The sequence below is a fragment of the Polynucleobacter ibericus genome, assembly GCF_018687955.1.
Taxonomy (GTDB): Bacteria; Pseudomonadota; Gammaproteobacteria; order Burkholderiales; family Burkholderiaceae; genus Polynucleobacter; species Polynucleobacter ibericus.
Map to the genome: position 1 here is coordinate 810875 of NZ_CP061309.1, position 23226 is coordinate 834100.

The following is a 23226-nucleotide window of genomic DNA, read 5'->3' on the forward strand; positions in this document are numbered from 1 at the left end:
TATTTGTGACAAATTTAAGACATGTAAATAAATTCACAATGTCATAAAACTGTTATTTTCTTCGAGAATACTCGACAGCAATGACTTCACATGCCATGGAAAAAAATAGCAATTCAATGCTGAATGCTTCAGTTAAGGTTGCTATTGTTACGGAAACATATCCTCCAGAGGTTAATGGGGTGGCAAGCACAATCGCTCGATTTATTAAGGGTTTGTCTGAGATGGGGCATGACATCACACTCATCCGGCCTCGTCAGGGATTAAAAGATAAACCCAAGAATGAATCTCTTTTCAAAGAAATACTGACATTGGGAGTGCCTATACCGGGTTATAGCTCGCTTAGGATGGGCCTCCCTCAAAAAAATATGCTGTTAAAGCAATGGGCATCTGATAGACCTAGTCTTGTCCATATTGTTACCGAAGGCCCTCTCGGATGGTCAGCGCTGGAGGCGGCTAAAAAATTAAACATTCCTATTTGTTCAGATTTCCGAACAAATTTCGATGCTTATTCAACCCACTATGGAATGAGCTTCCTAAAAAATCCGATTCAAAGGTATCTTCGATATTTTCATAACCATAGCAACTTCACAATGGTGCCGACTCAGGAGCTCAAAAATCAATTGCTTAGCAATGGTTTTGAAAGGCTTAGAGTACTGGCTAGAGGAGTGGATACTGAATTATTTAATCCATCAAAGCGTTGTCAAGAATTGAGAAATCATTGGGGGGTTAAAGACCATGAAAATGTGGTCTTATGTGTCGGTAGGCTTGCTTCAGAGAAAAATTTAAATGTCACTGTAGAGGCCTTTAAAGCAATGTTACAAGTGAATCCAAATTTGAAAATGGTATGGGTTGGCGATGGACCTGAAAAAGGAGCCTTAAAGTTAAGCTGCCCTTATAGCATCTTTACTGGAGTGAAGAGGGGTGAGGCTCTTGCAAGTCACTATGCTAGCGGAGATATTTTTTTATTCTCTAGCCTGAGTGAAACATTTGGTAATGTAACGATTGAAGCGATGGCTAGTGGCTTAGCCGTTTTAGCGTATGACTACGCAGCAGCTCGGCAATTTATAGATCATCGTGCCAATGGATTTTTAGCCAATCCAAATGAGGTCAACTCATTTGTTGCAGCAGGCCTTGAGCTAATAAAAGACGATGTTAGTTTGGAAAATTTGAGAGTCCAGGCTAGGCAAACAACCTTAGAAATTTCATGGGAACAAGTTACTAAAAAATTAGAAAATAACTATCACGATTTAATAATCAATTCCCATTCAAAAGATAAGCTAGCTTCGTCGCCTGTTTTAAGAGAAATCTTTATTAAGCAATGAATCGTATTTTCTATACGATAGCTTTCTCACAATTTCTATCATCATTAGCAGATAACGCATTACTCATAGTATCCATTGCTCTTTTAGTTGCAATGCAAGAGCCGGATTGGGTATCTCCCTTACTCAAGATTTCTTTTGTATTGCCTTATGTTCTTTTTGCCCCATTTGTAGGTGCTTTTGCAGACTCCAGACCTAAAGGTCAGGTGATGTTGATTTCTAATGTGCTAAAAGCCAGCGGTTGCGGCCTGATGCTTTTTGGGATGCATCCATTATTAGGGTATGGCATCGTTGGTATAGGTGCCGCCTTATACGCACCTGCAAAATATGGAATTTTGACTGAGTTATTGCCATCAGATAAGTTGGTGGCTGCAAATGGTTGGATGGAAGGCCTCATTATTGGTTCTATTATTTTTGGGACCTTGTTAGGAGGATTTCTAATTAGTGATTTTCTGCATGATTTTTTTCAGCTGGTTAATCTAGACTTCATAAGAGATGATATTTCAAGCTCAGCAGCAATAGCTATCTTATTAATTTCAGTCATTTATACATCGGCTGCTTTACTAAATTTACCTCTTTTAAAGGTGGGATTTAGCTATCAAAAGTTGAACCTACATTGCGGTAATTTGGTGCGGGATTTTTCCACCTGTTTTGTGAGCTTGTGGCGAGATCGGCTAGGTAAGCTTTCCTTAACTGTGACCACGTTATTTTGGGGCGCTGGAGCAACTCTTCAATTCCTGATGTTGAAATGGGCGGAGTATGCCTTACATATGAATCTTTCTGAGAGCGCCGCTTTACAAGCCGTTTCTGCAATAGGAGTTGCAGCAGGGGCTGTTTATGCGGCATGCAAAGTTTCTTTGCAGAATTCAGCTAACGTATTGCCCTACGGTGCACTGATGGGCTTAGTCGTCTGTATCATGGGAATGTATAGCGATGACCTCTTACCGCCAATCGTTCTTTTGCACCTGTATTCAATTCAATTAACCTTGAACGATTTGCCGGCCTATTTTTTATTATTGCTATTAGGCTGGTTATCGGGTTATTTTGTAGTTCCAATGAATGCCTTGTTACAACATCGGGGGCATTCACTAATGGCAACCGGGCAATCTATCGCCGTTCAAGGTTTTAGTGAGAATTTATCGGTGTTATTTATGCTCTTCATCTACTCTATTCTCCTGTGGATAAACATCAGCCTACCGCTCATCATTATTGGTTTTGGCGGTACCGTCTTTCTGGCTATGGTGTTGATCACGTATCAGTATTTTGGGTCAAAAAATAGCACTCTAAATGCGATTTCCTAAAAAGCTAAGCCCCCCGTACTTTTAGAGACCTTGCTTTTAACTAGCATGTCGGGTTTTGCGTAACATATTCAGTATGGGGTAGGGCCATATTGCCATGGGGACATTAATCCTAAAACTAAATGGATATCTATAAACATAAATTGTCATGAAATGTTCATAAGATTGACATATATCAATTCAAATTCGTTTAGTTGACATACCGCATCAATTTCCTCAGCCTTTAAATTGTCATATTTAAGATTGAACATTAAGTATCTGCAATTTTTTAGGTGCAATGATGCTAAAAGGCAAAAAAGGGATTGTTTTTGGCGTAGCCAATGATAAGAGTATTGCGTATGCCGTTGCTAAAAAGCTCCGTGAGGACGGGGCATTGGTTGTTGCAACTTGCCTTAACCAAAAAGCCTACGAGCTAGTTTCTCCCAGTTTATTAAGTCTAGATATTCCCGTTCAACCTTGCAATGTTGAGGATCATGAGCAGCTAAAAGAATTTGTTAGAGATGCTGCCGAGCGTTTTGGAGATTTTGATTTTATTGTGCATTCCATTGCATGGGCGCCATTAGAGGATTTGCATGGCAAAGTAATTGATAGCTCAAGTTCAGGATTCTCCAGGGCAATGGCAATCTCATGCCATTCATTTGCCGTAATTGCCCATCTTTGTGTGCCGCACATGAGCTATGGCGGCAGTATGGTGACGATGAGTTACATTGGCGCTGAAGAGGCCGTTCCGCATTATGGATTAATGGGCCCCGTTAAGGCTGCTCTAGAATCCTTGGTCAGATATATGGCGCTCGAATTGGGCCCACAAAATATTCGCGTTCATGCAGTATCTCCTGGCCCGATCATGACGCGCGCAGCTTCTGGTATTGAGGAGTTTGACACATTGATGAAGCGAGCAATTGAGAGGGCTCCATTAGCTCGCCTAGTTACTACAGATGAGGTTGCCAATTTAACGGCCTTCTTATGTGATGACGGTTCAAGCGGTATGACAGGTCAAACCATTTACGTAGATGGCGGTTGCCATGCGGTGGCATAAGCATGCTTCCCCAAACTTCTCTAGAGGATGCCAGGCTTGATGATGATATTCATCAGTTAAATGTAGAGATAGTGAGACTTGCATTCTTTTTGAATATTGATATTAAAAACGAAGCAGTAGTTGAAAGGCTTCTAGAAAATAATTTGCCAAATGATCATGAGCATTTTTACAAATTAGCCACTCTTAAGGGGTTAATCTTGCTTAGAGGGCATATTCACCGATTAAGACAAGAGCATGGCGTTCCAGATGGTAAGAGCCCTTTGGAAGAGGAGATCTTTCAGAGGCTCAATTTAGGTCATTATGAAAATGAGTGTTAATTTGCTATGAAAAAAGCAATCGCAGTTGAAACAGCCGTTGAAATGATTCCTCATGGAGCCTCATTAATGATTGGCGGATTCATGGGAATAGGATCTCCACATCGCATGATTGATGCCTTAGTCGCAGCGGGCACTTCCGATTTAACTATCATCGCCAACGATACTGGTAAGCCAAACTACGGTATTGGAAAGCTCATCTCTAGTGGGCAAGTTAAGCATGTGATCGCTAGTCATATTGGCTTAAATCCAGAAACCCAAGCCAAGATGTTTAGTAAAGAGCTCACAGTAGATCTTGTGCCTCAAGGCAATTTGGCAGAGCGGATACGAGCGGCAGGATATGGTCTTGGTGGTGTATTGGTTCAAACAGGTATCGGAACCTTGGTTGAGGAGGGTAAGCGAGTCATTGAAATCAATGGCGAAAATTGGCTTTTAGAGCTTCCCATTGCTGCTGATTTTGCGCTTATACACGCTCATCAAGCAGACTATCTTGGCAATCTGGCGTATCAGCTAACGGCAACTAATTTCAATCCAGTAATGGCAATGGCTGCAAAAGTGGTGATATGCGAAACCAATGAGATTGTTCCGGTTGGAATGATTTCCCCTAATGACGTTATTACTCCAGGGGCAATTGTGACTGAGCTCATTTCTATGCCACATAGGCATCACTAAGAGACCTATTCATGAAAAGTACTCTTACTCCGAATGAAGTTATTGCACGGCGTGTTGCGCAAGAATTTACTGAGGGCATGCTTGTCAATCTTGGCATTGGATTACCAACGCAAGTTGCAAACTACCTTCCTAAAAACATGACTGTCTTTTTGCAATCAGAAAACGGTCTCATTGGCCTTGGTGCTAGGCCGCCAGAAGGCATGGAGGATGATGACTTAACCGATGCAGGCGGCACGCCAGTAATGGCAATACCAGGAGCAGCCAGAATAGACTCCGTGTTTTCTTTTGGGCTGATTCGTGGAGGGCATCTAGACATCACGGTGCTTGGTGGATTGCAGGTTGACGCGCAAGGACGCCTAGCCAATTGGATGATTCCAGGCAAGATGGCTCCTGGAATGGGCGGAGCAATGGATCTGGTATCTGGTGCAAAAAAAGTGATTATCGCCATGCAGCACACAGCTAAAGGCGTTCATAAAATTGTTGAGAAATGCAGTTTGCCCTTAACCTCTACTCGTCCGGTCAGTTTAATTGTGACTGAATTGGCAGTGATTGAGCCGACACCGGCCGGGTTAATTCTTAAGGAGTTGGCGCCGGGCGTAACGATAGATGATGTCATTGCAGCAACTGGGGCGCAATTAATTACTTCCGATGATATCCATGAGATGAATTTTCCGGAGATCTAAATAAATGGAATTAACCTCAAATAACGAAGCTCTAAATTCACGGTTTATAAAAAAATGGGCGCTCGCTCATGGTGGCGAGTACGACATCAGGCCAATTTCCACACATGATCGCAAAGCAGTTCTCGATCTATTTGAGCATTTATCTGCTCAAAGCCGATTTTTTAGATATGCACATGCTATGTCGACCTTGCCCGAGCTATTGCTCGACCAAATCATTCATGCAAGTACCCCAAATGACTTCGCGTTGGGGGCCTATATTAAAAATCCAGACTGGCCAAAAGAGCGCTTGGTTGGAATTTCACGATATGTGCGCGATACAAATAGCACTAGAGCAGAATTTTCTCTGTCTGTAAGTGATGATTATCACCATGAGGGTATCGGCTCACACCTAATGCAGGGGATTTTAGATTGCGCGAGATTAAATGGTTTATCAGAGATTTATGGATACGTTCTAAAAGAAAATCACGATATGTTGGTATTAATGCGCCATCTAGGCTATGAATTACATACCGATGAAGATGACATGAAGATGTACATCGCCATAAATCAAACAATTTAAGCAGCACCCACAGACAGTGTCACAAAAGCTACATGAATCTGACACTATTTAAATCTAAAGTGAATAATTCAATTCGAATTTTTCGAGTCAATGAGAGGTAGTTATGTTTGATTTTAGCCAATACAATCCCATCAATTCTTATAGAAATATTCTGCAAAAGAATATGCGTGCCGCCGAATTATCACGTCAAGGTCAAAAACAATCGCTGCACAAAATTTCAGAGTTGACATCAATTCATAGTCAAAAACTGCAACAGGTTGCCCTCTCAGAATCTAAAAAGATTGAAAAGTTGCTTGAGGAGACAAAAGAAAAGGTAAATTCGTTAATGACTTCAGAGCCACGCGCTCTTTGGGGGATGTGGCAGGAGTATTTAACTGACTCTACACAACGTAGTGCTTTGGTTTTTGAGACTTTGCGCAAGCGTGGGAATGTATACCTTGATCACGTAGAGTCAGGTATGCCGCCAGTCTTGGATTTTGCTTATGAGGTCATTATTGATGGCAAGGAATTAAGTTCGCCGGTAAATTACTTATTACTCAAAATAACGCCTCCAGCAGGGGTCGTCATTGATGAGAAGCGTGCACCAGTCATGATTATTGATCCTAGAGCAGGTCATGGCGCAGGTATCGGAGGATTTAAACCAGATAGCCAAGTAGGCGAGGCTTTTGCCGATGGCCATCAAGTTTATTTCGTTGCATTCAGACCAATGCCTGAGCCAACTCAAACGATTGCAGATGTCCGTGATGCAGAAATTATCTTCTTAAAACATATTATTGAGCAGCATCCGCATTCACCTAAGCCTATTGTGATTGGCAACTGTCAAGGCGGTTGGGCGGCAATGTTGATAGCAGCGGCCGTTCCTGAGTTGATGGGCCCAATTGTTCTAAATGGTTCACCGATGTCCTATTGGGCGGGTAAGGTTGGTGATAATCCCATGCGCTATACAGGAGGAATGCGTGGCGGAGCAATGTCTGCGTTAATGTTGGCTGATATTGGGAATGGTTTATTTGATGGCGCTAATTTAGTAGCCAATTTTGAATCTTTAAATCCTGCAAACAGTTTCTTTGGTAAGTATTACAAGCTGTATTCGAATGTGGATTCAGAGGCTCAGCGCTTCCTGGACTTTGAAAAATGGTGGGGCGGCTACTGTTTTATGACTGAAGCTGAAATGCGTTGGATTTTAGATAATCTATTTATCGGGAATAAATTAGCAACCGGCGATGCAGTTCTAGGTATGGAGCGCGTAGATCTTAAGGCAATAAAATCACCTATTATTGTGTTCGCTTCCCATGGCGATAACATCACGCCTCCACAGCAGGCTCTCAATTGGATTCCTGATCTGTACGCAAGTGTTGAAGAAGTTAAGGCGCGTGGTCAAAGAATCGTCTATATGCTTCATGACTCCATTGGTCACTTGGGCATTTTTGTTTCTAGTCAAATAGCCGGACGAGAGCACGTAGCAATTACCGACACTGTTCGTGCCATTGAAGCTTTATCACCCGGACTTTATGAGATGAAGTTAGATGATGAAGAGGATCGAGTGCATATTCGGTTTGAGCCCCGCGGAATGGGGGATATCCTTGCTTTGGGTGATGGCCGAGATGATGAGCAGTTATTTACTGAAGTAGCTCAAATGTCAAATATCAATACTGAGCTATACGATCGTTTTGTGCGCCCAGCAATTCAGAATATGGCCACCCCAGAAACTGCGGAGCTCATTCGCGAGTCTCATCCCCTGAGAACGCAACGCGTTATTTTCTCTGATAAGAACCCAATCATGCCCATGCTTGATAAGGCGGCAGAGTCCATTGTTCGAGAGCGAAAGCCTGCAAGTATAGATAATCCATTCATCATGGCTGAAAAGGTGGCTAGTGAACTCATCGAAACTCAATTAAATCTGTATCGCAATATGCGTGACTCAATGACAGAAACAAGCTTCTTTTCTATTTATTCCTCGCCAATGATTAAGGCCTTTATTAGCCCTAAAGATACCGGCATACCAAAACGCACCTCTGTGGATGTCCGCCAGATGCCTGAAGTGCACCATGCATTGGAGAATGTGGATAAAGGCGGCTTGGCCGAGGGGGTGGTTCGTATATTGCACCTATTGAATGATGCCCGTGGATATGTACGTAGAACACGTTTAGAGCGCGAATTGATTGCTTTGGGCCACTCTAAATTATTCCCTGATATGGATCACGAAGGTATTGTCAAAATAGTCCACCAACAAGCTCTGATCGTAGATTTTGAGCCAAAGTTAGCAATGTATACGCTCCCAGTTTTGCTCAATACACAAACTGCACAAAAAAAGGCGCTGAAATTGGTAATGGATATTGCTGGGCCACGAGACACAATGCATCCATTTGCATTAAAGATGTACGGACAAATTGAAGAGTTGCTTCACCATAAGACTGTGCCTACTAAATCAACCGTTGTAAATGATGAAGAAGCGGACTTTGTACAAGTAGATGCCAGGGCTGAATAATCATGAATGCACCGGTGAATGGATTAAAAAATCGTACATGGGATGAGCTTAAAGTAGGGGATACTGCCTCAATTGAGAAGCGAGTGACATCGCGCGACTTATTTTTATTTGCTCATGCTTCAGGCAACCTTAATCCGTTGAATATTCCTCATCTTGATGTAGAAAATGAGGGGAGTACCTCAGTAGTTGCTCCATCAATGTGGCTTGGTTCACTGATTTCTAGTGTCTTAGGCAATATTCTTCCGGGGCCCGGCACCCTTTACCGCTCTCAGGATTTTGAGTTTATGGGAAGAGCCCACGTGGGTGATCTCTTAAAAATTACGGTAACTTTGCTGGAAAAGAGCGATAGTCCCAGTGTGATATTTGGCACCACTGTGATGGGGAAAAATGGTGATTGCATTGCATCAGGTAAGGCTATTGTTGACGCGCCATTACAAAATATCTATTTAAATCCTGGCGAATTACCAGGCTTGTTAATGGATCAACATGATCATTTCGATAAATTGATTTCAGAGGCTAAAAAATTAGAGCCTATGCTGACTGCGGTAGTTTGTCCAGACGATTCAACTTCTTTATTGGGTGCTGTATTGGCCATGAAAGAGGGGTTAATAATCCCTATTTTGATTGGCGCGCGTAATCAAATTCAAAATGCTGCCGATGAAGCTCAGTTGGATATTAGCAATATAGAACTGATTGATATTGCCGATAATAAGTTAGCGGCCGCCAAAGCTGTTGAGTTGGTACATCAGCAAAAAGCATCAGCCATTATGAAAGGCAATTTGCATTCAGATGAATTGTTGACGCAGGTGGTGAAGAAAGATGGGGGTTTGCGAACCCTCAGGCGGATATCACACGTTTTTGTTTTAAACGTAGCCAGTCTAGAGCAGCCATTATTCATCACTGATGCGGCCATCAATATTGCTCCTGACCTTCCAACTAAAGTAGACATCATTCAAAATGCCATTGATCTGGCAAGGGCCTGCGGCATTAAATTACCGTATGTTGCTGTTCTTTCTGCGGTGGAGACTGTCAGCTTTAATATTCCCTCATCCATGGATGCCGCAATCTTGGCCAAAATGGCTGATCGTGGGCAGATTACTGGTGGCTTAGTTGATGGACCTCTGGCTATGGATAACGCCATAGATGTGGGTGCAGCGAAGACCAAGCATTTAATTTCGCCGGTAGCTGGGAAGGCGCAAATATTGGTCGTGCCTAACTTGGAGGCGGGCAATATGCTAGCTAAGCAACTGACATTTGTCTCTCATGCGCAGCCTGCTGGATTGGTGCTTGGTGCACAAGTACCCATTATGTTAACAAGTCGTGCTGACAATGAGCGTGCAAGACTAGCCTCTTGCGCTTTAGCTCAGCTGTACCATGCATTTCTTAAAAATGGATATTCGACTTTTACTCTTTAGCATTGCTAACCGATTAGTTTCTAAATTATGGACAATGAAAAGAATTTACGTGGTCAAGCAATACTTACTATCAATGCAGGTTCCTCATCTATTAAATTTTCGCTATTCTTACTACCCCAGCTAAACCAGATTTTGGTAGGCCAGATAGACGACATTGGTGGAGATGCTCGCTTTACAGTCAGGTGGCATTCAGACAATAATCAAGTTAGCCTCAATTGGTCTAAAGCTACCCCACCAAAAAATCATCGCGAGGCTTTATCCGAGTTGATTAATTGGTTACATCGCACTGCCAATGAAATTGAAATTATTGCAGTAGGCCATCGTGTTGTTCATGGAGGTCAAAAATATAGCGCTCCAGTTATTATTACTGAAAAAGTCATGAAGGACTTAGAGGCGCTGATGATTCTTGCTCCACTTCATGAGCCCCATAATCTTGCTGGAATTAAAGCTGCGCAAGAAAGTTTTGGAGCCATACCTCAAATTGCTTGTTTTGATACAGCGTTTCATCGTACACATTCATTTGTGGAGGATTGCTATGCTATCCCGCGATATTTTTATGACCAAGGCGTTTGTCGTTATGGCTTTCATGGTCTATCTTATGAATATATAGCGGAGCAATTAATGACGAAGTTTCCCAGTGAGTCCCGTGGTAAGGTAATAATTGCTCATTTAGGGAACGGTGCCTCGATGACTGCATTAAAAGGTGGTGTTTCTATTGCTTCTACAATGGGGTTTTCCTCATTAGATGGATTGCCTATGGGCACACGCTGTGGAGAAATTGATCCAGGCGTATTGCTGTATATGATGCAACGTGAAGGTTTAAGTGCTAATGAGATATCGGAAATCCTTTATAAAGAATCTGGGCTAAAGGGATTATCAGGAGGTCTTTCTAATGATATGCGTACACTCGAGGCATCCACTCTTACCGAGGCAAAAGAAGCAATTGATTATTATGTTAGGGAGGTAAAGCGTGAAATTGGCGCACTAACAGCACTAATGGCAGGCTTGGATGTCATCGTCTTTACCGGTGGAATTGGCTCAAACTCGGTAATGATTCGAGAAAGGGTCCTAAGTGAAATGTCTTGGATTGGCATTGATTTGGATAGGGAGTCTAACCGCAATGGAGGGACAATTGTTTCTTCAAAGGCGTCTAGGGTTCTTTGCTTGAGAATCAATACCGACGAAGAGCGCGTTATAGCAAGACATGCATTTGAATTAACTAAGCAGATGTGTGATGTTTAGTTATTTAAAAAAATACAATTTACACAGTGAATGGTTGCTTTATGAGTTTATATAACGACATCTTGAAAAAGTTAAGAAAAACCGGAGTCTTAGATCTTATGGAATATAGAAAACTTTCCAGAAAAGAGATTGATGAGCTGGGTGACTATATCCGATATTGGTGTACCTACGGAGACGGGAAGTTAGGAAAATTAGGTAAAGAGAAAAAGGCAAAATAGGTATGTCTAAATCATTGTTCCTCCTGCGACATGCAAAAGCTGTCACGGGTGGTTTAATGATTCAGGACATCGATAGGCCTTTGTCGGATAAGGGCGTTAGAGATGCGAATAAGTTAGCCAATAAGTTAGTCAAAAAAAACATATCGTTTGATTTAATACTTCTAAGCCCAGCAGTTCGTACTATCACTACAGCACAGATTATTTCAAATGCCTTGCGCTCGTCGCGTTCCCATTTGGTAACAAATGATGACTTATATGGCGCCGAAACCATGATGCTTCTGAAAATTATTTCATCTGTCTCAAAGAAAATAGATTCGTTACTGATTGTTGGGCACAACCCAGGGCTTATGAATCTGGCATCATTTATGTCTGGTGAACCAATTGCCATGTCAACTTGCTCGCTAGTTAAATTTACATTCGACTTTAAAGACTGGCATGAAATTTTTACTCAAAGAGCAGCCAAATTAAGTTTACTAAATTAGTGACTAACTATGACGGTTGAAAATACCAATGAATTTGAAATCAAACTCCTTTTCCCCGGAGATCAACTAGAGGCCATTGAAAAGCTGATTATTTCCAATGGCGGCATCCGTCGACAGCATTTGCAAGCTGCCTATATTGACACTTCAGATTTCGCATTAACTCGAGCAGGCTTTGCATTTCGTCTGCGAAAAGAAGGCCGTCAATGGATTCAAGCACTAAAAGCTTCCACTCCAAACCCGCTAGAGCGCCTTGAGCACAATGTGACACTGTCGGCCGTGGGCAAAGAGATGCCAGAGTGGAATCTAGATCTTCATCAAAATCACGAAGCTGGCCAACTTTTGCGCAAAAAATGCCCAAATTTGAAGCCAGATGATTTACGAGTGAGTTATCAAACAGATATTTGGCGTAGAAAAGCACTTATAAAAACTCAGCTTGGGTCTCTGGAGTACGCATTAGACAGTGGCTTTATTTATTCTCAATTAAATGATCGTGTGTCCAGTATTAAAGTGCTGGAATTAGAAATTGAGCTCAAAGCGGGTGAGCCTCTCGATGTTCTTTCCCATGCAAAAAATCTGATCAAGAATCATGGCGCTTATATAGATACCCGAAGCAAATCCGAGCGTGGATTTTTGTTGGCCAATGGTTTACAGGCTAGTCCTGCAATGAGGGCCAAAGTAATATCCCTAAATAAGGCGAAGAATGCACAAGAAATTATTGTCTGCTTAATTGATTCGTGTCTGCAGCAAGTGTTGGCAAACCAGAGCGCACTGAATGCTGGGTTAGATCAGTATTCAGAATATCTACATCAACTGAGGGTTGGGTTGCGCAGACTGAAGGTGCTCTTCAAGTATTTAGCCAGGCATGACATTCATTTAGGGGATGAGGGGCTTGAGGCATTCAAGAGGGCTTTCGATCAGCTGGGAAGCTATAGAGACGGCGATTATGTGACAGGCACGTTAAATCCAATTCTTTTATCCCTCGGAGGCCCTGAAATTAAGCTTGCCAGCATCAAGGAATTACCAAACCCTTGTTTTATTACAAAAAATAGTGAGTTTCAATTGCTGTTGGTAGATGTAATGTCGATTAGCTATTTTGGCGCTTCCATAAGTACTGACCCAAAAGATAGAAGGGGCGATAAAGAGGAAGTAAGGCTAGTCAGAAAAACGATCAATAAACTATTGGATGGTGGATTTTCTTTTGTGGCAGATAGGGCATCGCGATTTTCTAAATTGCAAGACGATCAAATTCATTCTGTCAGAAAAAAGATGAAATTTATACGCTACTCCCTAGAATTTTTTAGGGACTATTGCAATAAGAGCAAGTACGCAAAGTTTAATAAATCAATAGCGGATGCGCTAGAATATTTCGGATTATTTAATGATATGTGCGTAGCAATTTCGCGCATTGAGGCTCTTACGCAAGATGATCCTAATATGCTATTTGCGCTCGGTTGGCTAAAGGCTGAGCGTCAACGAGTTAGATCACTATGTGGAAAAAGTCTTAAGAAGCTTGTACGTATGGGTCCAGCTTGGGGGGCTTAAGACGCTGAACGCCTAAATATGGCGATAACGAGTAGTCACAGTTGTAGATAACTTAATTACAAACGCTTCTGAATTAAAACAATGTCATAAGTGTAGAAGCAGCCATTTCCAATTAAACCAAAGACAGCTTATGCAGGCGCAAGCTTTATATCACCTCATTAATGGTGGTTTAACTATTTAATTTCACAATTTGGTGCAGTTTATAGTAATTCTGTCATGAACACTCTATACAGTGAAAGCATTGAAGTCTATTGGTCAGAGAAATATTGATGGTTGTGATTTTATGAAGAAGAATATTTTGGATGTTTTGAAGGAAATTAAAGCGGGGGTAATTAAATCTATTCAATTGAATAGCCAAAAACCTGTTACCACTATTGCTCAAGACGTTCATGATGTTGAGATATGCGTTCACGAACCTGCTATTGAGTTTGTGCCCATTGAGGATAATTCTGTAATAAGCTGTCAGCCATTAAGAATGGCGGTTAGCACTCCGCCGGAGACTAGATTTTTTAAGATTGAGGATCCGGAATATCCTCGAAAAATTGCCTACACCGTATCGGGTGATATGGATGGAGATAATATTTTAATTTGTCTCCCTGGATTACTCGAGACCAAAGAATCATTCATGGTCATTCATGCTTATTTTCTTAAATTTGAAAATTGTAAAGTCATTAGTGTCGATTTTTCGGGCAGAGGTGAGTCTGACTACATTAAGGAGTATGGCGATTACAAAATGTCACTATATCTATCCGATATAAGTAAGTTAATTCAAGGCGCTATTTTGAATGAGGGTAGGTCGAAAAAAAAGATTACTGTCCTTGGAACCAGCATGGGCGGGGTCTTAGCTATGTACCTTACCAAAATATTGAGCAAAAAAATTGATGGAATCATCTTGAATGATATTGCGCTGACAGTTAATTGGACTTCCCTATACGCTCTGTATAAATCGATGAAAAATGATCTGGGCTTCAAGGAGGTGCGGGAACTGGCGAAAGATTTAAGCGTTGATTTAAAAGCCATTTCTGATGTTCAGCTTCCTGGGCATTTTGATCTTTCATACAAAGCAGATGTTTGGGGTATGAACTTTCATGAGGCCCTAGAGGGCTTTAAAGGAAAAGTGGGCTTGATTTATGGTGCAGAGTCCAAGATTTGTACTAAGCAGCGCGTAGAAGGTGCCAAGAGCTTTATCCCACAGATAGAAACCCTTGAAGTTCCGAATGCAGGGCATCCAGCGCCATTTAATCTTTTAGTCTGCGACTTTATCCAATCTCAGATAGGCGTTTAATCCTCCGGCATCCTATCTAATTTATAAACACCATTTTTTAATTCAGAAATGGTTTTACCCATTTCTGAGAGCATCATTCTCTGCCTTTTTTCAATTAGTAGTTTTTTGACTTTGAATTCTTCGCTGCATTCAAAGTCAGGGTCGTTTAGTTCTTTTTCCTTGGGTGGTTTCATGCAAATAGTCCTTAAAAAACTCAGCCGAAGCTAAGATAAGTCGTCATGACAAGGCGCATTTCTTATGGGCGGTAATTCCATCATCCGTCTTAAATATTGCGAATTGATGAAATGCTTATGAATTTTTTGAGTGTTTACCCTCAAATACAAATCCCCAGGATCCGAGTTTGCATGCGATTAGGGTTGGTTAATAACAAGAGTTTCTCTGGCACTAAATCTGGTGAGTTTTAGCTCCTTTGCCATTCCTCCGCCATTTTTTTCTTTAATGACTCAATAATTAAGCAATCCAAATCATGCTGAGAATTCCGTATCAAGCGAAATCCATTATTGGCGGTGAATGCATCAATGCATCAAATAAGTATAATTATGACGAAATTGATATAAGTAATAAATCTCCATAATGTCCCGCAATGGTTACTGGAAACTCTTTGCGCAATCAACGTAATGAAAGTAGAAAATGATTAAAAAGACTGCGCTGAGTTTGGTGTCTGCCTCGCTCATTTCAATGGGTTGCACAACTACCGTTCCCAATGCCGTTCCAGTTGCTCAAGCTGGAGATAGCACTTTAAGCTGCGATGCCATTACAAATGAGATGCAGCAAATGATTGCTGCCCAACTGCAAGCAAATGGCGATAAAAATAGACAAACGGGAACCAATGCCGCACTGGGGGTTGCTGGAATATTTACTCTTGGGATTCCCTGGTTCTTTATGAATATCGGTGATACACCCACCATAGAAGAGCGTGCTGCTAGGGCGCGATATGAGCGCCTGCAACAAATGGGGATAGATCGTAATTGTCCTCCAGCCCCTTATCAGCCGGCCAATACTAGTCAAGCTAGCGATCAGGCAACTCCAGCTCCTGCAGTTGCCCCTGTTGCACCTATAGCTTCTAGCGCTCCAACGAGCGTATCTTCAGGGTCGAATGTCAATAATTCAAGTGCGTTAAAAACACTAGAGGAGTTAAACGTAATGCTTCAAAAAGGCTTAATTACGACTCAAGAGTACAACAAGAAGAAAGCAGAAATCTTAAAAAATATGTAATGAAGATATCGCTGTCTCAGTCAATAAAAAACCACCTGATGGTGGTTTTTTTCTTCACAAATATTTGCTCACTACTAAATCACTAGTTAGGCCCATTCACTGCCTGCATATAGCCCTGGATGTATTGCGGCGGCACAAACAGTTCTGTCTTAATTCCGGACTTGGAAGAAACAGTCATGATGAAGCCTTTCTTCATGCGATCTTTTAGGAAGGCTTCAGTTAATTGCACTGAGAGTACTTCTCTAAAGATGCAACCCCTGTCACCACATGCACCAGCTTCTCTGCCAACAACCTTGAATGTAGAGGCAGGGACACCTTCTTGTGATGCTGAATCGTAGTAACGCCATTGGGAGAAATAAGTCAGCTGTGCAACGAGTTCGTAAGACTTAGCGCCTTGCTTTGGCTGCTCAGCCCTGAGGCTAAACATTTGATAAGTATTGTTTTCATCCATCGAATTGATGGGAGGGCCTTGATAGGTTTTTCCACCAGTTACTGAGTTCGGCGTAATGATGGTTGAGTGATAGACGTCATTGATTTCCCAGCCGCTAATTTTTTTGTCATTCTGATTGCAGGCGATTAGACCAATACTGATTGCCAGCAATAAAACAACCCGATAGATGATGCGATGCATATAAAGCTCCTTAGTATCACCAAATCATACTATCCCTTGGGTTTGGAACTCAAATTCAGGGGCTTAGACGTATTTCCCGGTCAACCCACCATTCACTACCAGGCAGCCTCCTAACTACCCAGGAAGCCCCTTTATCTCTGGCAGCTCGTTCCTTATCGAGGCCATTTTCAGAGAACTTAATAGTCATCTAGCCGAATTCTTTATTAGGGAATGTCACTAGTAAATTACTATACTTCACAACTTCACAAGTTCACAACTTGTGATATAGTCTTAGAACTGGGAGATGAAATGAAGAGACAGATACCAAAAACACATCAAGCCTTGGAATGGGTAGGGAAGGGCCTGACTGCTGCTCAAGCAGCCAGAAAGATGCAAATTTCAGAATCCAGCGTGTATGCCGCTCTCAGAAAAACGAAGGCGAAAGAAGTGGGCTGTTGCCCAACATGTGGTTACAAAATAAGGAACTAAGATGAAAAAGACTCTATTAGCAGCCGTATCAATCTCTGTAGCTGCATTTGCCTATGCAAATACCAAGCCGTCAGATTCTTCTGAGTTAATCAATCAGCAGTGCAGGATCTCTGCTGAAGCCGTTTCCACGTTGAAGGGCTTGCGCTATGGCAACACTTCAATTCGCAAGGATGTATCTACCTTAATTAACGCCAGCTTAAAGACTCCAGAGAACCGGGATTTAGCGCAAAAGACCTTAAACCTGATGGTGGACGATAAAACTACGGATGTTAGAGGTCTGGAAGGAAAGTACTGCTCTTAAGGGGTTCAGTGAGATTGAATTAGTTGACTAATCACGCGCAATGTCCTGACTGTGGGAATATGCGGGCATTGTTTAATCAGTGTCCGCATTGTGGTTCTGACAATTTGCCAGTATTAAGCTCAGATACGATTGAGCTCAATATTAAGCAAGACGGACCTTACGTTGATGAGGCCTTAGATCGGCTAACGGAATATTTACGCAAATCCCTTGATCTTGGTATTAAAGCGATTGTATTGATTCATGGCTATGGATCAAGCGGTGAGGGTGGTCGCATCAAATGGGCCATTCACGATGCCCTGGAAAATAATCGTTATTCCGATAGGGTGGATGAATACTATTTTGGTGAGAGTGTTGCTTTTGGTAGCCAGGCTTATCACGCCTTACTGAAGCGTCGTCCAGGCCTAAAACCATACCTTAAGCGCTTTAAGGAAGGTAACGCTGGCATGACTGTTCTATTGCTAGGATCTCAGTCTAGAAGTGCTTAGAATAGGGTTATCGGTAACAACGACTTAATTTATTTAATACTTAGGAAATATCGCAATGACCGCTAAAAAGCTAGAGCAATCTCTGATGCATGAAGTTAAGTCAACAGGCGCTGAGCAGTTGATTGGCGAATTCAAATCCTTGATGGCTGATGCAGAAGCTTTAATTCAGGCAACTGAAGATCATCCAGGTGAGACGATTAGTTCTATTCGTAATAAGGCGCTAGAAACATTAGCTGGTGCCAAAGAGAGTCTCTCTAGTGTTGAGGGTCAGTTACTGGATAAAGCAAAAGTAGCCGCTGAAGGTGCGGATGATTTTGTACATCGCAATCCTTGGGAGGCTGTAGGTGTAGCAGCTGGCTTAGGTTTGCTGATTGGTTTATTTATTGGACGTCGCTAGATCGCTATGTCTCAAGAAAACTTACTATCCTCCATTAAAGGCCTTGCATCTACGGGAGCATCCATTGCTCAAACCCGATTAGAGCTTTTGTCATTGGACGTGCAAATAGCTAGAAGTAAATTCATTAGCTTGCTAGTCATGATTATTAGTGCCTTGTTCTTTTTATTCTTCGGCTTAGTGATGTTGGCACTATTGATTGTGATCTACAGCTGGGAGACGGACCGAATACTAGCCTTAGGTTTGCTGACTGGAGCCTTTTTATCAGTTGGTGTGATTCTGGCAATTCTAATTACTCAGTCCCTACGCAAGATGCCTAAATTATTTGAGGCTTCCATCACCGAATTAGCAAAAGACCGCGAAGCGCTATCCAAATGAGTGCCCAGTTAAAAGCCTTGGAGTCACGCCAGCATCAGTTAAAACTGCAGGCAGATCGAGAGCGTAAAGCATTTGCTGAGCATTTTGAAGCTTGGGAAAAGCCACTCTCCTGGGCTGACAAAGGGGTTGATGCCGTTCACTTTCTCAAAAACAACCCAGTGCTTTGGACGAGCGCATTTGCTGCCTTAGCGCATTACAAACCCAAGTTAGCAAGTAAAGTGCTAGCCGTAGGTTGGGGTGCTATGAAAATAGTCAAGAGCGCAAAAAAACTGCTCTAGCTTTTCAATACTGATTGATGGCTGATGCCATGTTGATTTAAGAGCTCGCTACCATTTAAGAAAGTAATTTCTAGCAAGGTAATTGCTCCCACAACTTCAAAGCCGGCACTACGAATTAATTTATCCGCCGCAATAATCGTGCCCCCGGTAGCCAGCACATCATCCATTAGCAAGACTCTGGCATCGCTAGGTAGCGTGGATTGCTGGATCTCCAAAGAATCCTTACCGTATTCCAGACCATAGGCCTCTCGGTGGCTAGCCAAAGGAAGCTTATTGGGCTTTCTCGCTAATGCCAGGCCTTTATGGCTATGGTGGGCTAGGGCAGAGCCAAAGATAAACCCCCGTGACTCAATCCCCAAGATATGGGTATAGTCAAACTGCTTGGCCAGATCATCTAACTGACGTATAGCCTCTTTAAAAGCACTTGGATCAGCAAGCAGAGGGGAGATGTCTCTAAATAGAACCCCGGGTTTTGGAAAATCAGGAACTCCGGGTAGATAATCTAATAAATTCATTGCCGACCAATATGAAAACAGAACTCCTTATTATTACCGCATTAGAGTCTGAGCTCAAGCGCGCAGCATTACCAAGCAGCGTCGAGATCGTCTACTCAGGTATTGGCAAAATCAATGCAGCTATTACTTCTTTAAATGCGATTCAGCAATTCTCACCAAAGAGAATCATCAACTTTGGCACTGTGGGAAAAATTAATCCTGATTTGCATGGTTTGCTAGAGATCGGGAAAGTGATTCAGCGCGATATGGATGCAGAGCCATTGGCGCCTCGTGGTAGTACGCCATTTTGCCCAAGACCCCAAGAATATCTTTCTACCGGACAGTTTTTATGCGGTTCAGGCGATAGCTTTGTCACCGGACGTGATCCCTGGTTGCTAAGTCAAGGTGTGGATGTGGTGGATATGGAGCTATATGCCATTGCAGCGATTGCCTATGATCACCACATACCTTGGCAGTCCTTTAAATACATTACTGACGATGCCAATGAAAACTCTGGCGATGATTGGCAGTCTAAGGTCCACCATGGCCAAGAGTTATTCTTGGAAAAGTTAATGCAAATGATTGATTGAGTTACGGGATATTTCTGTGAATGCATCAAAACCCTGGTTAAAACATTATCCTGAAGGCGTTCCTCATGAGTTGGGACCCTTAAGTCATTCATCCTTGAGTGAATTTATCGATGAGTGTTTCGATCGATTCCCTAATCGTCAGCTAATAGAGTCGATGGGAACCTTTTTTACTTATCGCCAAATTAATCAACTATCAACAGAATTTGCAACTTATCTACAAAGTTTGCAATTAGAAAAGGGTGCTCGCGTTGCACTCATGTACCCCAATGTGGTTGAGTATGTCATTGCGATGATCGGCACCCTGAAGGCAGGCTTTGTTGTGGTGAATATTAACCCGCTGTATACAGCCCGCGAACTAGAGGCTCAGTTACAAGATAGTGGCGCCTCTGTTTTAGTGTTGATGGAAAATTTCGCATCCACCTATCAACAAATAAAAGCACCATTCGCTCTTAAGACGGTCATCGTCAGCAGCCCCGGAGAATTACTAGGTCTCAAGGGCCATGTGATTAACTGGGTAGCTCGGCATATCAAAAAAATGATCCCACATTGGGAGTTTCCGCATACTCAATTTAAGGAAGCCCTAAAAATTGGCGGTGGAAAGACTTTTGTCCGGCCCCAAATTGGGCTGGATGACATTGCCTTTTTGCAATACACCGGCGGTACAACGGGTGTCTCTAAGGGCGCCGTATTGCTTCATCGCAATATTCTTTCGAATGTGATGCAAATTGAGGCTTGGCTTAAGCCAGCCCTCAAAAGTCGACCTGATCAACAGCTGGTTTTTTTATGTGCTTTACCGTTAACGCATATCTTTGCACTGACTGCTTGTGCGATGCTAGGTCTTGCCAAAGGCGGATTACTAGTGATGGTGGCAAACCCACGAGATATAAAAGGCTTTATTAAAATGCTGGCCAAGCATCCCAATATCCATATTTTTCCAGGTGTAAATACTTTATTTCATGCGCTGATTCACCGACCTGAATTTAAAAAGGTGAAGTTACCCAATTTATTGGTGACCATTGGTGGTGGTATGGCAGTGCAAAAGAAGACTGCAGACCATTGGCAGGCGATTACTGGAGTACCCATTGCCCAAGGCTATGGCCTCTCAGAAACATCCCCAGTGGTGTGTGTGAATAGCCCGCTAGAGCAGCATTTCACAGGTCATATTGGACCGCCGATTACGGGTACGGATGTGGCGATTTTAGGTGAAGACGGCGTGATGCTTCCTCATGGTACTCCTGGAGAGATATGCATTCGGGGGCCACAGGTCATGGCGGGATATTGGAATAACCCAGAAGAAACCAGTCTTTGTATGACTGCTGATGGCTATTTTAAATCTGGTGATATCGGTCTCATTACCCCGGAAGGATTTGTTCAGATTGTTGACCGCAAAAAAGACATGATCGTAGTGGCTGGTTACAAAGTGTTCCCAAATGATGTCGAAGATATTTTGTCGCAAATGCCGGGCATTAAAGAATCTGCAGTAATTGGCGTGCCTCATCGCAAGCTTGGTGAGATTGTGAAAGCTTTTGTAGTGAGATCGAATCATCACATTACAGAAGCGGATGTATTGCAATACTCCAAAGAACAACTGACCAGTTACAAGCGACCTAGGAAAATTGTATTTGTGAACGAGCTTCCTAAATCGAATGTTGGCAAAATACTACGCCGTGAGCTAAGAGATCTCTAGGCGTATTACTTTCTTGGTGTCTTGCCCACCATCTTTGCAGCTCTCAAGAAATCAAAGTCCACACCTTGATCTGCTTGAGTGACGGTATCAAGGAATAGCTTCTTGTAGCCACGCTCAGCAGTTGGCGAAGTAATGGGGTTGTCTTTCATGCGCTGAGCAAGCTCTTCATCAGAGATTAAAAGACTAATCTCCCGATTCTGAACGCTCAGACGAATGCGATCACCATTACGCACTTGTGCCAATGGGCCGCCGATAGCAGACTCCGGTGTGACGTGCAAAACGATCGTGCCAAAGGCTGTACCGCTCATACGGCCATCAGAGATGCGGACTATATCTTTAACGCCAGCACGTGCTAATTTCATGGGAATTGGAATATAGCCCGCTTCTGGCATGCCAGGCGCACCTTTAGGTCCAATATTCTTGAGTACCAAAATATCATCAGCCGTGACATCTAAGTCAGGGCTATCAATGCGATTGGCAAGGTCAGCAGCATCCACAAACACTACTGCACGTCCTTCATGCTCCATGAGTTTTTCATTGGCAGCAGATTGTTTGATAATCGCGCCACCAGGAGCTATGTTCCCGTGTAGCACGGCAATGCTGCCACGGGGATAAATCGGTTTATCAAATGGACGGACGACATCTTGTTTGAAGCTTGGTGGAGCAGCATCGATTTCCTCTCCAAGTGTTCTGCCGGAGACCGTCATTGCATCTAACTTTAATAATGGCTTGAGTTCACGCAGCAGGGTGGTCATACCGCCAGCATCATGGAAATTTTCCATATAGTGATCACCAGATGGCTTTAGATCTACCAATACTGGGGTCTCATCGCCCATCTTATCAAGGGCATCCAAATCAATTTCCAGACCCATGCGCCCCGCAATTGCGGCTAAGTGAACAATGCCATTGGTAGATCCGCCAATGGCCAGCAAAACACGCATGGCATTTTCAAAAGCATCTGCAGTTAACACTTTGTCGATGGTTAATCCTTCTTTCGCCATGTTGACTGCGCAAGTACCCGTTTCTTCAGCGATACGAATACGGTCAGCAGTGACTGCTGGTGGTGTTGCACCACCCGGGACGGTCATGCCGAGTGCTTCCGAGATACAAGCCATCGTGCTGGCAGTGCCCATGACAGAACAGGTGCCAACACTAGCCACCAACTGATCATTGACTTCATCTTTTTCAACTTCATCAATCTCGCCAGCGCGGAACTTGCCCCAGTAACGGCGGCAGTCAGTACAGGCGCCAACACGCTCACTACGATGTGAGCCCGTTAACATCGAACCGGTAATTAGCTGAATGGCTGGTAATCCCGCTGAAGCAGCACCCATCATTTGTGCGGGAACTGTTTTATCGCAGCCGCCAATCATGACCACCGCATCCATAGGCTGTGCACGGAGCATTTCTTCAGTGTCCATGGACATCAGGTTACGTAAGTACATGCTCGTAGGCGCAGCAAAACTTTCATGAATGGAGATGGTCGGAAACTCCATGGGCAGTCCACCTGCTAGCATCACACCGCGTTTAACCGCTTCTAATAGTTGGGGCATGTTGCCGTGACAAGGGTTGTATGCGCTACCAGTATTGATGATGCCAATGACAGGGCGGTCTAATGCGCTATTGGTATAGCCAGCACCCTTAATAAATGCTTTACGTAAAAATAATGAGAAGCCCTTATCTCCATAGCTAGTCAGGCCTTTGCGTAAACCGCTTTCAGTCGGATCTTTTGGCTTATTGCTCATCAATGTCTCA

At 43.0% G+C, this 23226-nt stretch carries 25 protein-coding genes; 21 read left to right on the plus strand and 4 right to left on the minus strand.

Annotation, left to right across the window (positions count from 1 at the left end):
• Positions 1-80 precede the first annotated feature (80 nt).
• From AOC20_RS04260 to AOC20_RS04320, 13 genes are all read left to right on the plus strand, one after another.
• The gene (locus tag AOC20_RS04260; RefSeq protein ID WP_215361785.1) at positions 81-1322 is read left to right on the plus strand and encodes a glycosyltransferase family 4 protein; all 1242 of its coding nucleotides are present in this window, start codon (positions 81-83) and stop codon (positions 1320-1322) included.
• Positions 1319-2620 carry a lysophospholipid transporter LplT gene (gene lplT / locus AOC20_RS04265; RefSeq protein WP_215361787.1) on the plus strand — a complete coding sequence of 434 codons (1302 nt, stop codon included), beginning with the start codon at positions 1319-1321 and terminating at the stop codon, positions 2618-2620. Before AOC20_RS04260 ends, lplT begins: the two co-directional genes overlap by 4 nt.
• A 274-nt stretch (positions 2621-2894) precedes the next feature.
• On the plus strand, positions 2895-3653 hold the full coding sequence (gene fabI, locus AOC20_RS04270) for an enoyl-ACP reductase FabI (protein WP_215361789.1): 759 nt from the start codon (positions 2895-2897) through the stop codon (positions 3651-3653).
• Between the two features lie 2 nt (positions 3654-3655).
• Complete coding sequence (locus tag AOC20_RS04275; protein WP_215361791.1) at positions 3656-3970, plus strand: hypothetical protein; 315 nt, start codon at positions 3656-3658, stop codon at positions 3968-3970.
• A 6-nt stretch (positions 3971-3976) separates the two neighbouring features.
• A complete protein-coding gene (locus AOC20_RS04280) occupies positions 3977-4639 on the plus strand; it encodes a CoA transferase subunit A (RefSeq protein WP_215361793.1) in 663 nt (220 codons plus the stop codon).
• Positions 4640-4650: 11 nt separating this feature from the next.
• Positions 4651-5322: a 3-oxoacid CoA-transferase subunit B gene (locus AOC20_RS04285; RefSeq protein WP_215361796.1), complete on the plus strand. Its 672-nt coding sequence runs from the start codon at positions 4651-4653 to the stop codon at positions 5320-5322.
• A gap of 4 nt (positions 5323-5326) precedes the next feature.
• Entirely contained in the window at positions 5327-5881 is a 555-nt protein-coding gene (locus AOC20_RS04290; RefSeq protein WP_215361799.1) for a GNAT family N-acetyltransferase, read from the plus strand.
• A gap of 103 nt (positions 5882-5984) precedes the next feature.
• Complete coding sequence (locus tag AOC20_RS04295) at positions 5985-8366, plus strand: DUF3141 domain-containing protein (protein WP_215361802.1); 2382 nt, start codon at positions 5985-5987, stop codon at positions 8364-8366.
• 2 nt (positions 8367-8368) lie between these two features.
• The gene (locus tag AOC20_RS04300; protein ID WP_215361805.1) at positions 8369-9781 is read left to right on the plus strand and encodes a bifunctional enoyl-CoA hydratase/phosphate acetyltransferase; all 1413 of its coding nucleotides are present in this window, start codon (positions 8369-8371) and stop codon (positions 9779-9781) included.
• A gap of 27 nt (positions 9782-9808) precedes the next feature.
• A complete protein-coding gene (locus AOC20_RS04305; protein ID WP_215361808.1) occupies positions 9809-11023 on the plus strand; it encodes an acetate/propionate family kinase in 1215 nt (404 codons plus the stop codon).
• A 220-nt stretch (positions 11024-11243) separates the two neighbouring features.
• Positions 11244-11723, plus strand: a complete 480-nt coding sequence (locus tag AOC20_RS04310) for a SixA phosphatase family protein (protein WP_215361810.1) — start codon at positions 11244-11246, stop codon at positions 11721-11723.
• A gap of 9 nt (positions 11724-11732) precedes the next feature.
• A complete protein-coding gene (locus AOC20_RS04315; RefSeq protein ID WP_215361813.1) occupies positions 11733-13265 on the plus strand; it encodes a CYTH and CHAD domain-containing protein in 1533 nt (510 codons plus the stop codon).
• 232 nt (positions 13266-13497) lie between these two features.
• A complete protein-coding gene (locus AOC20_RS04320; RefSeq protein ID WP_215361815.1) occupies positions 13498-14550 on the plus strand; it encodes an alpha/beta fold hydrolase in 1053 nt (350 codons plus the stop codon).
• Here AOC20_RS04320 and AOC20_RS04325 read toward each other — a convergent pair.
• Positions 14547-14723 (minus strand): hypothetical protein, encoded by a 177-nt coding sequence (locus AOC20_RS04325; RefSeq protein WP_215361817.1) that lies wholly within the window; start codon positions 14721-14723, stop codon positions 14547-14549. The genes AOC20_RS04320 and AOC20_RS04325 overlap by 4 nt on opposite strands.
• A 457-nt stretch (positions 14724-15180) precedes the next feature.
• On the opposite strand from AOC20_RS04325, the gene AOC20_RS04330 reads away from it, so the two are divergent.
• Positions 15181-15765, plus strand: coding sequence for an SHOCT domain-containing protein (locus AOC20_RS04330; protein WP_215361819.1), 585 nt, complete (start codon positions 15181-15183; stop codon positions 15763-15765).
• An 82-nt stretch (positions 15766-15847) separates the two neighbouring features.
• Here AOC20_RS04330 and AOC20_RS04335 read toward each other — a convergent pair whose 3' ends face one another.
• Complete coding sequence (locus tag AOC20_RS04335) at positions 15848-16396, minus strand: hypothetical protein (protein ID WP_215361821.1); 549 nt, start codon at positions 16394-16396, stop codon at positions 15848-15850.
• Between the two features lie 469 nt (positions 16397-16865).
• On the opposite strand from AOC20_RS04335, the gene AOC20_RS04340 reads away from it, so the two are divergent.
• Genes AOC20_RS04340 through AOC20_RS04360 form a run of 5 tightly spaced genes read left to right on the plus strand, consistent with a single transcriptional unit; the run spans position 16866 to position 18700 of the window.
• Entirely contained in the window at positions 16866-17165 is a 300-nt protein-coding gene (locus tag AOC20_RS04340; RefSeq protein ID WP_215361823.1) for a hypothetical protein, read from the plus strand.
• Between the two features lie 59 nt (positions 17166-17224).
• Positions 17225-17650, plus strand: coding sequence for a Smr/MutS family protein (locus tag AOC20_RS04345; RefSeq protein WP_251373158.1), 426 nt, complete (start codon positions 17225-17227; stop codon positions 17648-17650).
• Between the two features lie 55 nt (positions 17651-17705).
• Positions 17706-18047, plus strand: a complete 342-nt coding sequence (locus tag AOC20_RS04350) for an ElaB/YgaM/YqjD family protein (protein ID WP_215361827.1) — start codon at positions 17706-17708, stop codon at positions 18045-18047.
• A 6-nt stretch (positions 18048-18053) separates the two neighbouring features.
• Positions 18054-18422, plus strand: coding sequence for a phage holin family protein (locus tag AOC20_RS04355; RefSeq protein ID WP_215361829.1), 369 nt, complete (start codon positions 18054-18056; stop codon positions 18420-18422).
• The gene (locus tag AOC20_RS04360) at positions 18419-18700 is read left to right on the plus strand and encodes a YqjK family protein (protein ID WP_215361831.1); all 282 of its coding nucleotides are present in this window, start codon (positions 18419-18421) and stop codon (positions 18698-18700) included. Before AOC20_RS04355 ends, AOC20_RS04360 begins: the two co-directional genes overlap by 4 nt.
• Here AOC20_RS04360 and AOC20_RS04365 read toward each other — a convergent pair.
• Positions 18697-19215, minus strand: a complete 519-nt coding sequence (locus AOC20_RS04365; RefSeq protein WP_215361833.1) for an adenine phosphoribosyltransferase — start codon at positions 19213-19215, stop codon at positions 18697-18699. The two genes, AOC20_RS04360 and AOC20_RS04365, sit on opposite strands and share 4 nt — an antisense overlap.
• 11 nt (positions 19216-19226) lie before the next feature.
• Between AOC20_RS04365 and AOC20_RS04370 the strand changes: the two genes are divergently transcribed.
• Together AOC20_RS04370 and AOC20_RS04375 are read left to right on the plus strand one after the other, a co-directional pair.
• A complete protein-coding gene (locus tag AOC20_RS04370) occupies positions 19227-19784 on the plus strand; it encodes a phosphorylase family protein (RefSeq protein ID WP_215361835.1) in 558 nt (185 codons plus the stop codon).
• A gap of 16 nt (positions 19785-19800) precedes the next feature.
• The gene (locus AOC20_RS04375; protein ID WP_433915464.1) at positions 19801-21471 is read left to right on the plus strand and encodes an AMP-binding protein; all 1671 of its coding nucleotides are present in this window, start codon (positions 19801-19803) and stop codon (positions 21469-21471) included.
• A 5-nt stretch (positions 21472-21476) separates the two neighbouring features.
• On the opposite strand, the gene AOC20_RS04380 is transcribed toward AOC20_RS04375, so the two are convergent.
• The gene (locus AOC20_RS04380; protein WP_215361837.1) at positions 21477-23216 is read right to left on the minus strand and encodes an IlvD/Edd family dehydratase; all 1740 of its coding nucleotides are present in this window, start codon (positions 23214-23216) and stop codon (positions 21477-21479) included.
• Positions 23217-23226: the final 10 nt, after the last annotated feature.